At 69.7% G+C, this 12,804-nt stretch carries 15 protein-coding genes and 1 pseudogene; 13 read left to right on the top strand and 3 right to left on the bottom strand.

Annotated features, from left to right (window positions below; translation table 11 throughout):
- A pseudogene (locus F563_RS0117160) lies at positions 1-293 on the bottom strand (transposase); the annotation flags it as partial.
- 41 nt (positions 294-334) lie between these two features.
- Between F563_RS0117160 and F563_RS0117155 the strand changes: the two are divergent.
- The 6 genes from F563_RS0117155 to F563_RS25985 all read left to right on the top strand — a co-directional run bounded on the left by F563_RS0117155 (position 335) and on the right by F563_RS25985 (position 5,588).
- Positions 335-787, top strand: a complete 453-nt coding sequence (locus F563_RS0117155; protein ID WP_019015922.1) for a hypothetical protein — start codon at positions 335-337, stop codon at positions 785-787.
- Entirely contained in the window at positions 781-1,782 is a 1,002-nt protein-coding gene (locus F563_RS0117150; protein ID WP_156825238.1) for a CRISPR-associated endonuclease Cas3'', read from the top strand. The genes F563_RS0117155 and F563_RS0117150 overlap by 7 nt, the downstream gene beginning before the upstream one ends.
- Positions 1,782-2,405 (top strand): hypothetical protein, encoded by a 624-nt coding sequence (locus tag F563_RS23065; protein ID WP_019015920.1) that lies wholly within the window; start codon positions 1,782-1,784, stop codon positions 2,403-2,405. The genes F563_RS0117150 and F563_RS23065 overlap by 1 nt, the downstream gene beginning before the upstream one ends.
- Complete coding sequence (locus F563_RS0117140; RefSeq protein WP_035575505.1) at positions 2,402-4,117, top strand: CRISPR-associated endonuclease Cas4/Cas1; 1,716 nt, start codon at positions 2,402-2,404, stop codon at positions 4,115-4,117. Before F563_RS23065 ends, F563_RS0117140 begins: the two co-directional genes overlap by 4 nt.
- 32 nt (positions 4,118-4,149) lie before the next feature.
- Positions 4,150-4,422 (top strand): CRISPR-associated endonuclease Cas2, encoded by a 273-nt coding sequence (gene cas2 / locus F563_RS0117135; protein ID WP_245557155.1) that lies wholly within the window; start codon positions 4,150-4,152, stop codon positions 4,420-4,422.
- Between the two features lie 701 nt (positions 4,423-5,123).
- Positions 5,124-5,588, top strand: a complete 465-nt coding sequence (locus F563_RS25985; protein ID WP_425386947.1) for a hypothetical protein — start codon at positions 5,124-5,126, stop codon at positions 5,586-5,588.
- Between the two features lie 211 nt (positions 5,589-5,799).
- On the opposite strand, the gene F563_RS0117130 is transcribed toward F563_RS25985, so the two are convergent.
- Both F563_RS0117130 and mntR read right to left on the bottom strand, forming a co-directional pair.
- On the bottom strand, positions 5,800-6,240 hold the full coding sequence (locus F563_RS0117130) for a MerR family transcriptional regulator (RefSeq protein WP_019015917.1): 441 nt from the start codon (positions 6,238-6,240) through the stop codon (positions 5,800-5,802).
- A complete protein-coding gene (mntR, locus tag F563_RS0117125) occupies positions 6,237-6,692 on the bottom strand; it encodes a manganese-binding transcriptional regulator MntR (protein WP_019015916.1) in 456 nt (151 codons plus the stop codon). Before mntR ends, F563_RS0117130 begins: the two co-directional genes overlap by 4 nt.
- Before the next feature lie 82 nt (positions 6,693-6,774).
- On the opposite strand from mntR, the gene F563_RS0117120 reads away from it, so the two are divergent.
- From F563_RS0117120 to F563_RS24940, 7 genes are all read left to right on the top strand, one after another.
- Positions 6,775-8,115, top strand: a complete 1,341-nt coding sequence (locus tag F563_RS0117120) for an Nramp family divalent metal transporter (RefSeq protein WP_019015915.1) — start codon at positions 6,775-6,777, stop codon at positions 8,113-8,115.
- A gap of 28 nt (positions 8,116-8,143) precedes the next feature.
- Positions 8,144-8,638 carry a DUF411 domain-containing protein gene (locus tag F563_RS0117115; RefSeq protein WP_245557154.1) on the top strand — a complete coding sequence of 165 codons (495 nt, stop codon included), beginning with the start codon at positions 8,144-8,146 and terminating at the stop codon, positions 8,636-8,638.
- A 116-nt stretch (positions 8,639-8,754) separates the two neighbouring features.
- A complete protein-coding gene (locus F563_RS0117110) occupies positions 8,755-10,968 on the top strand; it encodes a heavy metal translocating P-type ATPase (protein ID WP_019015913.1) in 2,214 nt (737 codons plus the stop codon).
- A complete protein-coding gene (locus tag F563_RS0117105) occupies positions 10,965-11,282 on the top strand; it encodes an SHOCT domain-containing protein (RefSeq protein ID WP_156825237.1) in 318 nt (105 codons plus the stop codon). Before F563_RS0117110 ends, F563_RS0117105 begins: the two co-directional genes overlap by 4 nt.
- Positions 11,283-11,374: 92 nt before the next feature.
- Complete coding sequence (locus F563_RS0117100; protein ID WP_019015911.1) at positions 11,375-11,779, top strand: DUF302 domain-containing protein; 405 nt, start codon at positions 11,375-11,377, stop codon at positions 11,777-11,779.
- A gap of 90 nt (positions 11,780-11,869) precedes the next feature.
- Complete coding sequence (locus F563_RS23060; protein WP_019015910.1) at positions 11,870-12,589, top strand: Spy/CpxP family protein refolding chaperone; 720 nt, start codon at positions 11,870-11,872, stop codon at positions 12,587-12,589.
- 40 nt (positions 12,590-12,629) lie between these two features.
- Positions 12,630-12,803 carry a sulfite exporter TauE/SafE family protein gene (locus tag F563_RS24940; protein WP_156825236.1) on the top strand — a complete coding sequence of 58 codons (174 nt, stop codon included), beginning with the start codon at positions 12,630-12,632 and terminating at the stop codon, positions 12,801-12,803.
- Position 12,804 lies beyond the last annotated feature (1 nt).

The raw sequence follows: 12,804 nt of genomic DNA, 5'->3' as shown, positions 1-12,804 counted from the left end.
AGATGCACGATGCAGGCCTGCACCTGGGTCTGTGGGAACACCGCGGCGATCGCGTCGGGGAAGCCCTTCAGCCCGTCGACCACGGCGATCAGGATGTCCTCGACGCCGCGGTCACGCAGCTCGTTCATGACGCGCAGCCAGAACTTTGCTCCCTCGGTCTGCTCGATCCAGAGCCCGAGCACCTCCTCGGTGCCGTCGATGCGGACGCCGAGCGCGACGTAGACCGCCTTGTTGCGCACCGTGCCCTCGTCGCGCACCTTGACGCGCAGCGCGTCCAGGAACACCAGCGGGTATCGCCGCATGCGCGCGCAGGGCATGCGGTGAGGCGAGCGCGATGCGATCCAGCACAGCGCACAAGCGGTTCTTCAGCATCGACGACATCGGCGAGCGGTTTGGCCTCACCCTGATCGACATGGGTGTGCTGGCGGCGGAGCAGCAGCTGCGTCTGAGCGTTCCCGTCGTGGCGCTGCCGGTGGAGGTCGGCGAGATCGAGGAGATCGATGAGGGGCAGTGCTGCTCGATCCCGACCGGCCACCGCTACCTCAACGGCCTGGTGGACCTGCTCCCGCACGATGGATGGATCGCGCTGCGGAACGGCAGTGCGGTCATCGATCACCTTGATGCCGAGCCAGGCCATTACGTGCGCATTGTTGGCCGGGACCCTGATCACCCCGGCCTCGAGGTGAACCGGTCGTGCCGCGCGAGGTGTCGGCGTTCTTCGAGCATGCCCCGCCGGCGCCGGCCGAGGTGCTGGAAGCGCCGGTCTGTCGGGCGGTCGAGGTGCTGAAGGCGCGCGCCTGCGCAGTATCCGGCACGCGGGAAAACGCTGCGATCCCCGGGGCGCTGGTGCTGACACCGGCTCTCGAGTTCGAGCATGCGCTGACGCTCGCAGACCTCGCGCGCCTCGATGCCAAGACGGATGCCACGAGGCTGTCCGGCCGGCTGATCGTCGTGTGGAGCGGCCTGGGCGGCCTCTCCGATGAGGGACTCTTGGATGCGAAAGCGGAAGGTGCGGCCTCAGATGCGCCGGCCGGCGACCGTGGCATCGGCTGCACCGTGGATGCGCCAGCGGGCATGGCCGGCGTGCCGCTGCGCGTCTCTGTCGGCGCGGCCGAGGAAGCCGATCCGCCGGAGGGAGGCTGGGTCGAGGCGCATGCCTGGCCGATTGCGCTCGATGAGGAAGGGGCGCCCGCTAAGGTGCTGCGCATCTGGACGCCCGAGCGCGCGCAGGCGGATCCCGCGCTGGCCCGATGCGTGCAGGCGCTCGCCGATCACGCCGCCGCGGTCGAGTGTGCGGTGACGGCGATTGGCGAGCGCCTCCGGCTGCCGTCCAAGTATGGCGACGTGCTGCGCCACGCCGCACGGCTGCACGATGCCGGCAAGGCGGCTGAGCGCTGGCAGGACGCGTTCGCGGCGCCGCGCCAAGGCAGACCGTACGCCAAAACCGCGGCGCGGCGCGTCGATCAGGCGCGCCTCGATGGTTACCGTCACGAGTTCGGATCGCTGGCGGAAGCAACGCGCGACCCCGCGCTCTCCGACCTTCCCGACCATCTGTGCGATCTCGCGCTGCATCTGATCGCCGCGCATCACGGCAGGGCTCGGCCGGTGATCGAGACGAACGGGGCGCCGCTGATGCCGAGCACGGCGGAGGAGCTGGCGCGGGAGACGACGCTGCGTTTGGCGCGGCTCCAGCAACGCTGGGGGCCGTGGGGTCTCGCCTGGTGGGAGGCGTTGCTCCGGTGCGCGGATGCCGCCGCCTCGGCCGCGTTGGAGAAGGGCTGATGGCCGAAGCGCGGATCCCGGTCGATCTGTTCAATCCAGGCCAGGTCTTCGCCTGTCTTGGTTTCATGGAGGCGGCGGAGATCCTGATCGGCGGCGCGGAGGGCGGCTTCGACTGGTCGGACCCTGGGACGGTGCGCTTTCGGCTGCGTGCGGACGGCACGGCGAACCCGGTGCGGGAAGTGCTGGGTTTCCTCGCGGGGGCGAAGGTTACCGCTGTGCTGTCGGTCGCGGAGGCCTTTGATATGGCGAAATGGGGAAAGTCCGAAAAGAAGGACAAGCCCGCCAAGCCGTTCTCGGTCGGTGAATGGGCGAAGTTCTGGAAGATTCAGACACGGGCCATCCCGGAGCCCGTCTTTCCCTTCCCCTTCCCCGACGGGCCGGATGTCCTTCCCGCCATCCTCGAGGCGCAAGACATGTGTCTGCCCGTGGAACATTGGGGCGACGCGACACGCCGGGACCCACTGAAGCTCTGGGCTGGTGCCGGTGGCATGCCCGGCGCCGCGATCCTGGAGCGGGCCCTGGAGTTGGTGCGCGCGCCCATTCGCGACCGGATGGACGCGATCGCTGCAGACCCGTGCGCTTTGGCCCATGCCGGCGGAGGTTTGTTCAGCGCCGCGCCATGAGCGAACCTTTGCCCCAGCCCGAACTGCCGCTGGCGTTTCCCGGCACCACCGGCTCGGACATCCCCCTCCTGCCCGCGCGCATGGTCAACGAGTTCGTCTACTGCCCACGGCTCGCCTATCTCGAGTGGGTGCAGGGCGAGTGGGCCGAGAGCGCCGACACTGCGGAAGGCCGTTTCGTCCATCGCGCCGCCGACGCCGCACGCGGCGCACTGCCCGGGGCCGGCGAGATCGACGAGACCGCGCGGATCCACGCCCGCTCGATCACGCTGTCCTCTGAACGCCTCGGCGTGATCGCGAAGCTCGACCTCGTCGAGGGTGAGGGTGGAACGGTCCGACCCGTGGACTACAAGCGTGGACGGCGACCGCATGTCGAGAAGTCGGCCTATCTGCCCGAGCGCGTCCAACTCGGCGTGCAGATCGTCCTGCTGCGCGAGCACGGCTACACCTGCGACGAGGGGATCCTCTATTTCGCCGAGAGTCGCGAGCGTGTCGCCGTAGCGTTCGATGAGGAGCTGAGCGCGGCAGTTTCCTCCGCGGTTCACAGCCTCCGCCTGATGGCAGCCTCTGGCCACATCCCGCCGCCGCTCGAAGACAGTCCGAAATGTGCACGCTGTTCCCTGGTCGCCATCTGCCTGCCCGACGAAGTCGGGTGGTTGCGCAATGGGCGGATCGAGCCGCGTCCGCTGGCGGCGGGGCGCGCCGAGGCATTGCCCTTGGTCGTGCAGGAGAATCGCGCGCGGATCGGCAAGGATGGCGAGACGCTGATGATCTCGATCGAGGGCGCGAAGGTCGCCAGCGCGCGCCTGGCAGAGGTGTCGCAGGTCGCGATCTTCGGTCATGCGATTCTGACCACCCCCGCGTTGCACGAGCTGATGCGCCGCGAGATCCCGGTCAGCTGGCACAGCGCAGGCGGGTGGTTTCTCGGCCATACGGTCGGGCTCGGGCATCGGAACGTCGGGTTGCGGGCGCATCAGTGGCGCCAGAGCTTCGAGCAGGATTTCTGCCTGCGCTTCGCCCGCGGGTTGGTTGCAGCGAAGATCCGCAACGCGCGCACGTTGGTCAGGCGGAACTGGCGCGGTGAGGAGCCAGCCGACGAGGTGCTCGCACTGCTAGATCGGGATCGCCAGCAGGCGGAGGCAGCGCGTGATCTGCCGACGCTCCTGGGCATCGAGGGTATGGCGGCGCGTCGCTACTTCAGCGCCTTCGCGCAGTGCCTGGCGGAGAGTGCATCTGGCCGTCCACGGTTCGACTGGGACGGCCGAAACCGGCGACCGCCCAGCGATCCGGTGAATGCGTTGCTGTCCTTTACGTACGCAATGCTGGTGCGCACCTGGACCGTGCAGCTTTCTGCCGTGGGGCTTGATGCGTATCGCGGCTTCTATCACCAGCCGCGCTATGGGCGGCCGGCGCTGGCGCTGGACATGATGGAGCCCTTCCGCCCGCTGGTGGCCGACTCTGCCGTGCTGCTCGCCTGCAACAATGGTGAGATCGACGCAGGGGATTTCCTCGAACGCGCCGGCGCAGTGGCGCTGACCCCCAACGGGCGCAAAGCGATGATTGCGGCGTACGAACGGCGACTCGACCAGGAGATCACGCATCCGCTGTTCGGGTATCGGGTCTCGTATCGTCGGCTGTTCGAGGTGCAAGCGCGGCTGCTGGGCCGCTATCTCGCCGGCGAGATCCCGGACCTGCCGCACATCACACCGCGCTGAGGCAGCGTATGCGTCTCGCAGACCATCTTTACGTGATCGCCTATGACGTGCGCGATCCGAAGCGTTGGCGGCGGCTCTTCAAAGTCATGAATGGGCGGGGCGAGTGGCTTCAGCTGTCGGTCTTTCAGGCGCGGCTGTCGCGCCGTGGGCTGGCGGAGCTGAAGGCAGCCATCACTGGCGTCATCAAGCACGACGAGGATCACGTTGTCGTCCTCGATCTCGGACCAGCCGATGACGTGAAGCCGCGTGTCTCCAGCCTCGGCAAGCCGTTCGCACCGGTGGCTCGGCAACCGATCATCGTGTGACCGGGCCGGGCGATCGACCGTATGCTCGCCGAGGTGCTGCGAGCGCTGAGGTGGCGGCGATTCGCGCGGCAGCGCTCGCAGGGGCTCTTTGACAGGGTGAATCAAGGCGTTAAGCTCCCTCCGCAGGCGGCGATGCGCGCCAACGCGGCGATATGGCCAGTCCCCGCTCGGGAGTCCTCGCAACCTGGCCTGCAACTGCCTGGTAGAACAGGCAATGTTGGAGGCGTGCTCTTCCCCGGCATTCGTGCCGGGGCCTCATTGAAGCCGCGTGAGGGCCATGGCTCAGCGCCTCCGCGCGGCGCTCTTCCCCGGCATTCGTGCCGGGGCCTCATTGAAGCGAGGGGGTGTGGGGGGCGGAGAGCGCGGCCGAGGCCTCTTCCCCGGCATTCGTGCCGGGGCCTCATTGAAGCGAGTTGAAGTCCGCCACCGCCTTCGCGGATGCGTGGCCTCTTCCCCGGCATTCGTGCCGGGGCCTCATTGAAGCTCTGCCGGCTGGGAAGTGAGGATGAAGAAGGGGGGACTCTTCCCCGGCATTCGTGCCGGGGCCTCATTGAAGCCATACCGCCCCCCGCTCCTCGTCATGGTCCGCGAAGAACTCTTCCCCGGCATTCGTGCCGGGGCCTCATTGAAGCACGAACAGCGTCAGTTCACGTCCCGCGACTGCCCACGCTCTCTTCCCCGGCATTCGTGCCGGGGCCTCATTGAAGCGCCGTGACGACGGGAGGAGCGCGCCCGCCGCTGGCCTCTTCCTCGGCATTCGTGCCGGGGCCTCATTGAAGCTGGCTGGGGACGATGGCTCTTCTGGCCGCGACCCGCTCTTCCCCGGCATTCGTGCCGGGGCCTCATTGAAGCCTGTGAAGGCGATGCTTCCGAGGCCGCCGAAGCCTGTCTTCCCCGGCATTCGTGCCGGGGCCTCATGTGAGCTGAACTCCGGAGAGGTGTACCGGCTCGACGGCTTTGAGCAGGCCCGCGATTTGCGCCGCAAGGAGGCTGGCCGTGCCGTGCCCTGGTTCACAAGTGTGACCTTGGCGCCTTGGGGGTTAACCCTGGCGAGTTTCGTGCAAGTGCGATCGGAAGGGCGATCGGAGTGCCAACTTCCGTACCGGCAGGCCAACGCAATACGTCGTCAGATCAGTGGGTTAACCTTGTCGACTAAATCGGCCTAGTATCAAGGTCGGGAGAGACCCGGCCCTCCGGAGAGCGAAAGCGGCCCTCGTTCCGCCAGCGCAGTATCAAGGCCGGGGCGCCGAAGTCCCGGGAAACCTGCGCCTTTCGGCGGCGGTCACGGCCGCGGAGAACGGTCGGATACGGGGGGACTGGCGGAGGGAGTGCTCCCGGATTCGAACCGTCGCCGCTTCCTGGACGACGCTGACGCCCTCAGCGCCCGCGGTGCAACGGATCGGCGCAATGCCCGTGCTCGAAATCGGCGAGTGTCTCGATGATCCGGCATTCGCCGACCACGCCGCCTTCGCAACTCGTGGCCATCCTTTCCAGCTCGGCACGCAGGGCCGTCAGTCGCGACAGTCGCGCGTCGATCTCACGGATCTGAGCGGTGGCCAGCGCGTGCGCCGCGCTGCAGTCGGCGTCGGGGTGGTCGGCCAGGTCGAGCAGTGCCCGGATCGCCTCGCTCGCGAACCCCAACTCCCGCGCATGGCGGATGAAGCCGAGGCGACGGAGGTGGGCCGCTCCATACGCCCGATGTCCACCCTCGGTGCGCGCTGGCGGCGGCAGCCAGCCTTCCTGCTCGTACCAACGGATCGTCGTCGGCTTGACGCCTGTCGCGCGGGCTAGGTCGCCGATCGAGAGGGTTTCGCTCACGCGCCGCCTGCCTCCCGCTTCGCGACGAACCTTGCGAAGGCCTCCAGCGCCTTCTCGCTTGCGTGGTGCTCCAGCCCTTCCGCGTCCTGCTCGGCCGTCTCGGCGTCAAGCCCGACCGCGATCAGGAAGCGCACCACAAGGTCGTGGCGCGCCTTCGCCGCCTGGGCCATCGCGCGGCCGGCATCGGTGAGGAAGAGGCCCCGATAGGGCTTGGTCTCGACCAGCCCGTCGCGCTGGAGGCGCCCGACCGTGGCCGTCACCGTCGCCTGCGACACGCCCATGCGCCGGGCGAGCTCGACCGCGCGCGCCTCGCCTTCCTCGCGCAGCAGGTCGGCGATCAGCTCCACATAGTCCTCCGCCGTCGCCGTCCGGTCGGCCTCGCGCTGACGCGCGAAGCGCACGGCATGGTCGTCGGCGGGCGGGAGGGATCGTACCGCGGGGCTGCGCTTCATGGCCAGAAAGGGTGGTGAAGACCGTCCCCCTTGATAGTCGCATAGCCATAACTTAGCCTAGGCTGAACTTCGGAGCTGCGACATGAACCCGCCTCCCGATGATGCTGCAGCAGCGGCCACCGCCCCCGGCCCGCCCAGCCTGCCCGAGGTCCACCGCAGCGTCGCCGTGCCGAACGCCGGCGGCTTCCTGCGCAAGATGTTCGCCTTCATGGGGCCGGGCTACCTGGTCGCGGTCGGCTACATGGACCCGGGCAACTGGGCCACCTCGCTCGCCGGCGGCTCGGCCTTCGGCTACACTCTGCTCGCCGTCGCGCTCACCTCCTCGCTGATGGCGATCCTGCTGCAGGCGCTGTGCGCGCGCATCGGGATCGTCACCGGGCGGGACCTGGCGCAACTCTGCCGCGATCGCTTCCCGAAGCCCGTCGCCTACCCGCTCTGGTTCTTCGCGGAGGTGGCGATCTGCGCCACCGACCTGGCCGAGCTGATCGGCACAGCGATCGCGCTGGAACTCCTGTTCGGCATCCCGCTGCTGTATGGCGTGATCCTAACGGCGCTCGATGCCTTCCTGATCCTGTGGCTCCAGAACAAGGGCGTGCGCTGGCTCGAGGCGCTGATCTTCGGCTTCATCCTGCTGATCTTCGGCTGCTTCGCCGTGCAGATCGCGCTGTCCGACCCGGTCTGGGGCGACGTCCTGCGCGGCTACATCCCGGCCGTCTCGATCGTGACCAACGAGACGCAGCTCTACATCGCCATGGGCATCCTCGGTGCGACGGTGATGCCGCACAACCTGTATTTGCACACCGCCGTGGTGCAGTCGCGCGCCTGGACACTGGACGAGCCCGGCAAGCGGGAGGCGATCAAGTTCGCCACGATCGACAGCACGATCGCGCTGACGCTGGCGCTGTTCATCAACTCCGCCATCCTCATCACGGCAGCCGCGACCTTCCACACGGCCGGCAACACGGAGGTCGCCGAGATCGGCGAGGCCTACCAGCTCATGGCGCCGCTGCTCGGCAGCGTCATGGCCGCCAAGCTCTTCGCGATCGCGCTCCTGCTCTGCGGCCTGAACGCGACCGTCACGGCCACGCTCGCGGGCCAGGTGGTGATGGAGGGCTTCCTGCGGTTCCGCCTGCCGCCCGTGCTCCGCCGGCTGGTCACGCGGCTGATCGCGATCATCCCGGCCATCATCGTGACCTGGTATTATGGCGCCTCGGGGACCGCGCAGCTGTTGATCCTGAGCCAGGTGATCCTGTCGGTGCAGCTGCCTTTCGCAGTCATCCCGCTGATGATGTTCGCCTCCGACAAGAAGCGGTTCGGCGCGCTCGCCGCGCCCGCCTGGCAGCTCGCGTTCGGCTGGCTGATCGCGGCGGTGATCGTCGGGCTCAACCTCAAGCTCCTTTTCGACGCGGCGTTCGGAGACTAGCGTCGAGGACATGCAGCGGAGCGCGGCCATGATGCAGTCACGAAATGTCCTTGCGCGTCTGGCGTCGCGGCGCGGCGTGCTCGCCGCCGCCTTCGTCGCGGCGATGCCGGCCCCGGCCTCCGCCCAACGCGCCACGCGCGTCAGCGTCTGGCGCGACCCGAATTGCGGCTGCTGCTCGGGCTGGGTCGCACACCTGCGCTCCGAGGGCTTGGCCGTGGCGGACCAGGTGGTGGCCTCGGTCGCCCCGGTGCGACGCCGCCTGGGAACGCCGGCCGACCTGCTCTCCTGCCATGCGGGCGAGGTCGAGGGCTACGCGCTCGAAGGCCATGTGCCCGCCGCCGCCATCCGCCGCCTGCTGACGGAACGGCCAGAGGGCGTGCGCGGCCTGGCCGTGCCGGAAATGCCGGTGGGCTCCCCGGGCATGGAGGTGCCGGGCGCGCCGGTGGACAGCTACGACGTGATCGCCTTCGGCAGCGGCGCGCACCGCCCCTTCATGCGGTTCCACGGCTCGCGCCCCGCCTGACTCGGTTCGAAAAGAGGGCTTGAACCTCCAGTCGCTGGAGGTCCCATAACCCTGCCCAGGAGCACTGGACAGGCATCATGGGCGCAGCGACGAAACTGACTTGGCGGGTTGAGGGCATGGATTGCGCCTCCTGCGTCGCCAAGGTGACGAAGGCCGTGGAGCGGCTGCCGGGTGTTTCCGCCGTCGAGGTCAACCTCATGGCGGAGCGGCTGACCCTCCACCTCGATGCGCCGGGCCAGCCCGAGGCGATCGAGGCGCAGGTCGCCGCGCTCGGCTATGCGACGAAGCGGCTCGATGGCGCGATGCCGACCCCGCCCGCCGGCGCCGCGCCGGCCGCGAGCGACTATGATCACGAGCACGAGCGCGCCGACCACCACGGCCCCGCCGCCGGCGCGGCCGGACCACCCGCCGGGCACGGCCACAGCCATGCCGACCACGAAGATCCCGCCGACGCCGCAAAGCCCTGGTGGGCGACCGGCAAGGCGAAGCTGGTCTGGCTGCTCGGCGCGCTGGTGCTCGGCGCCTATGCGCTCTCCCTCGTCCTGCCGGAACGGCTGACCTACCCGCTGTTCCTCGCCGCCACCGCCGTCGCGCTGGTGCCCTTCGGCCGGCGGGCCATCGCACTAGCCCGCGCCGGCAGCCCGTTCAGCATCGAGACGCTGATGGTCACCGCCGCGATCGGGGCGGCGGTGATCGGCGCGGCCGAGGAAGCGGCCGTCGTCGTCCTGCTGTTCGCGGTCGGCGAATTGCTGGAGAACGTCGCGGCCGGCCGCGCGCGCGAGGGCATCCGCGCCCTGGCGAACCTCATGCCTCGTGTGGCACTGCGCCTGCGGCCGGACGGCACGACCGAGCAGGTCGCCCCCGAGCGCCTGGCGGTCGGCGACCTGGTGCTGGTCCGCCCCGGTGACCGCGTGCCCTGCGACGGCGTGATCGAGGAAGGCAACACCGCGCTCGACGAGAGCCCCGTCACCGGTGAGAGCGTGCCGGTGGCGCGCGGCCCCGGCGATGCGGTGATGGCCGGCGCCATCAACGCCGATGGCGCCCTCCGCGTGCGCGTTACGCGCGCCGCGGCCGACAACACCATCGCCCGCATCATCCGCATGGTGGAGGAAGCCACCGCGTCGCGTGCGCCGACGCAGCGCTTCATCGAGCGCTTCTCGGCCTGGTGGACGCCCGGGGCGATGATCGTGGCGCTCATCGTCATCCTGGTGCCGCCCTTCGCGCTGGGCTGGGACTGGTGGACCAGCATCTACCGCGGCCTCGCCGTGTTGCTGATCGCCTGCCCCTGCGCGCTGGTCATCTCCGTGCCGGCGGCGATGGCCTCGGGGCTGTCAGCGGGCGCGCGACGCGGCTTGCTGGTCAAGGGCGGCGCGGCGCTGGAGGCGATCGGCGCCGCCCGCACCGTCGCCTTCGACAAGACCGGCACGCTGACCGAGGGCAGTCCCAAGGTGACCGACGTCATCGCCGCCGAGGGCCGCGGCGTCGAGCAGACGATCGCCCTCGCCGCCGCGGTCGAGCAGGGCTCGTCCCATCCGCTGGCCAAGGCCGTGCTCGCCGAGGCGGCGTCGCGCGCCATCGCCGTGCCTGCCGCGACCGCGCAATCCGCCATCCCCGGCCGCGCGATGACCGGCACGGTCGATGGCGTCGCCGTATCGGTCGGCAGCCCGCGCCATGCGCGCGAGGCCAACGCCGCGCTCGGCGCGCTGGAAGCTGTGCTCGACCGCCTGGAAGGCGAGGGCAAGACGGTCGCGGTGGTGCTGGCCGATGGCGCCGTCGCCGGTCTGGTCGCGCTGCGCGACGAACCCCGCCCCGACGCGGTGGCCGGCGTCGCGGCGATCACGGCGCTGGGCGTGCGTCCCGTCATGCTGACCGGCGACAACCGCCGCACCGGCGAGGCGATCGCCATCTCGCTCGGCCTCGATGCCAAGGCGGAGTTGTTGCCCGACGACAAGTTGCGCGAGATCGGCAAGCTGCGCGAGCGCGGCACGGTGGTGATGGTCGGCGACGGCATCAACGACGCGCCGGCGCTGGCGGCAGCCAATGTCGGCGTGGCGATGGGCAGCGGCACCGATGTGGCGCTGGAAGCGGCGGATGCCACTGTGCTAAAAGATCGCGTAACGGGGGTCGCGGAACTGATCGGCCTCTCGCGCGCGACGATGGCGAACGTCAGGCAGAACGTCGCGGTCGCGGTCGGCCTCAAGGGCGTATTCCTGGTGACCACGCTCGCCGGCATCACCGGCTTGTGGCCGGCGATCCTCGCCGATACCGGTGCGACGGTGCTCGTGACCCTGAACGCGCTTCGCCTGCTCGCCTGGAGGCCAGCACGATGATGTGGAGGAGGGCGGCCCCTGCCGCAGCCCTGCTCGCCCTCGCCGCCAACGCGGCGGTAGCGCAGCCCGTGGGACCTGGCGGCGGCTGGGGCGACCGCCCTTGGATGATGATGCACGGCGGCTGGGGGTGGGGCTGCGGCCTCGCCTGGCTGGTCACGCTGGTCGCGCTTGTCTCGCTTGCGGTGGTCCTGCTGCGCCGACGCGCGCCCGGGGCCGCCTCCGCCGTTGAGGCGCTCGACCTCCGGTACGCGCGCGGCGAGGTGGAGCGCGACGAATACCTCCGCCGCAAGGCCGACCTCCTCGGACGCGGCTGAGACATCCCGCTTGCCGCTTGGCGAGCGGGCCAATGCGGGACGTGGGCCGTCACGAGCCATCGTTCCCGGCGAGAAAACGAGGAGCCGACGCCATGGCTTACCACTTTACCACCACCGTCGAGGGCCCGATGGAGCGGGCCGTCGAGGCGACGACGGAGGCACTCAAACGCCACGGCTTCGGCGTGCTCACAGATATCGACGTGCGGGCGACGCTGAAGAAGAAGCTCGACGTGGACTTCCGTCCCTACCGCATCCTCGGCGCCTGCAACCCGCAAATGGCGTACCGGGCGCTCAAGGCCGAGGATAAGATCGGCACCATGCTACCCTGCAACGTCATCCTGCAGGAGCGCGACGGCGGCCGCGTAGAAGTTTCCGCCGTGGACCCGGAGGCGTCGATGCGCGCCATCGAGAACCCGGCGCTCGCCGAGACGGCGGGACAGGTGCGCGAGATGCTGCGCCAGGTCGTGGCGGAACTCGGCGCGGCGGAGACGGCCTGATCCGCCGCGGCGTACCGCACGCAGGCGGATCGCGCGTGCTGCGCACACTGCAGGCCAAAACATCACAACTAGTGACACGAGGAGGACGACATGGCGATCTTGAGGAAGGTGGCGCTGGCTGCCACAGCGGCGGCCCTCATCGGCGCCGGCGGCGGCGCCTGGGCGCAGACCGGACAGCCCGGCGGGCCGGCCGGCCAGGCGCCGTCGCCCGGCGCGACGGCCCCAGGCATGATGGGCCCCGGCATGATGGGTCCCTGGATGATGGGCCAGGGCATGGCCCCCGACATGATGGGACCGGGGATGATGGGCTACGGCATGCCGATGATGGGCCCTGGGATGATGATGGGCCCCGGCATGATGGGTCCTGGCATGATGGGACAGGGAATGGGACCCGGCATGATGGGCCGGGACCACATGATGCCGATGATGCGCGGCGGCATGATGGGCATGATGATGGGGCCCGGGATGATGATGGGCCAGCATACCGAGGGGCGCATCGCCTTCGTGCGCGCCGAGCTCGGCATCACCGCGGCGCAGGAAGCGCAATGGAACGCCTTCGCCGAGGCGCTGCGGACGAGCGCGCGGGCGATGGCCGACATGCACGGGCAGATGATGCCGATGATGATGCCAATGATGCAGGGCGGGCCGCAGGCGGTGCCGCTGCCCCAACGGCTTGAGTGGCACGAACGGATGATGGCCTCGCACCTCGAGGCGCTGCGCCGCGTCAGGGCCGCCGCCGGGCCGCTCTACGCGGCGCTCGACGACCGGCAGAAGCGGATCGCCGACAGTCTGATGACGGGGATGATGTAGCGGCGATGAACGACCGCAGCGGCGCGTGGCGGGAGCATTGGTGACCATCGAGCTCCCGCTCCGCGCCCTGGCCTTTGGTGCCGGGCTGGTGTCTTCCCTCTCGCCCTGCGTGCTGTCGCTGGTCCTTGGCGCCGTCACCTGGGTGGCGCGGACCGATCTGGGCACTGTGCGGACGGATCGTTGTCGGGCGCTCCGGCCGGGTGCGGTGCCGTGAC

The organism is Elioraea tepidiphila DSM 17972 (assembly GCF_000378465.1).
GTDB classification, from domain to species: Bacteria; Pseudomonadota; Alphaproteobacteria; order Acetobacterales; family Acetobacteraceae; genus Elioraea; species Elioraea tepidiphila.
Note: the sequence above shows the minus strand (reverse complement) of the source record. Positions and strands in the feature narration are given on the sequence as shown.

What these genes read in the sequence shown, in the direction of transcription:
- F563_RS0117100 (WP_019015911.1), top strand. Translation starts at nt 11,375, where the DNA reads ATGGCTTACCACTTTACCACCACCGTCGAGGGCCCGATGGAGCGGGCC.
- F563_RS23065 (WP_019015920.1), top strand. Translation starts at nt 1,782, where the DNA reads ATGGCCGAAGCGCGGATCCCGGTCGATCTGTTCAATCCAGGCCAGGTC.
- F563_RS0117140 (WP_035575505.1), top strand. Translation starts at nt 2,402, where the DNA reads ATGAGCGAACCTTTGCCCCAGCCCGAACTGCCGCTGGCGTTTCCCGGC.
- F563_RS0117105 (WP_156825237.1), top strand. Translation starts at nt 10,965, where the DNA reads ATGATGTGGAGGAGGGCGGCCCCTGCCGCAGCCCTGCTCGCCCTCGCC.
- F563_RS23060 (WP_019015910.1), top strand. Translation starts at nt 11,870, where the DNA reads ATGGCGATCTTGAGGAAGGTGGCGCTGGCTGCCACAGCGGCGGCCCTC.
- F563_RS0117120 (WP_019015915.1), top strand. Translation starts at nt 6,775, where the DNA reads ATGAACCCGCCTCCCGATGATGCTGCAGCAGCGGCCACCGCCCCCGGC.
- F563_RS0117110 (WP_019015913.1), top strand. Translation starts at nt 8,755, where the DNA reads ATGGATTGCGCCTCCTGCGTCGCCAAGGTGACGAAGGCCGTGGAGCGG.
- mntR (WP_019015916.1), bottom strand. Translation starts at nt 6,692, where the DNA reads ATGAAGCGCAGCCCCGCGGTACGATCCCTCCCGCCCGCCGACGACCAT.
- F563_RS0117115 (WP_245557154.1), top strand. Translation starts at nt 8,144, where the DNA reads ATGATGCAGTCACGAAATGTCCTTGCGCGTCTGGCGTCGCGGCGCGGC.
- F563_RS0117155 (WP_019015922.1), top strand. Translation starts at nt 335, where the DNA reads ATGCGATCCAGCACAGCGCACAAGCGGTTCTTCAGCATCGACGACATC.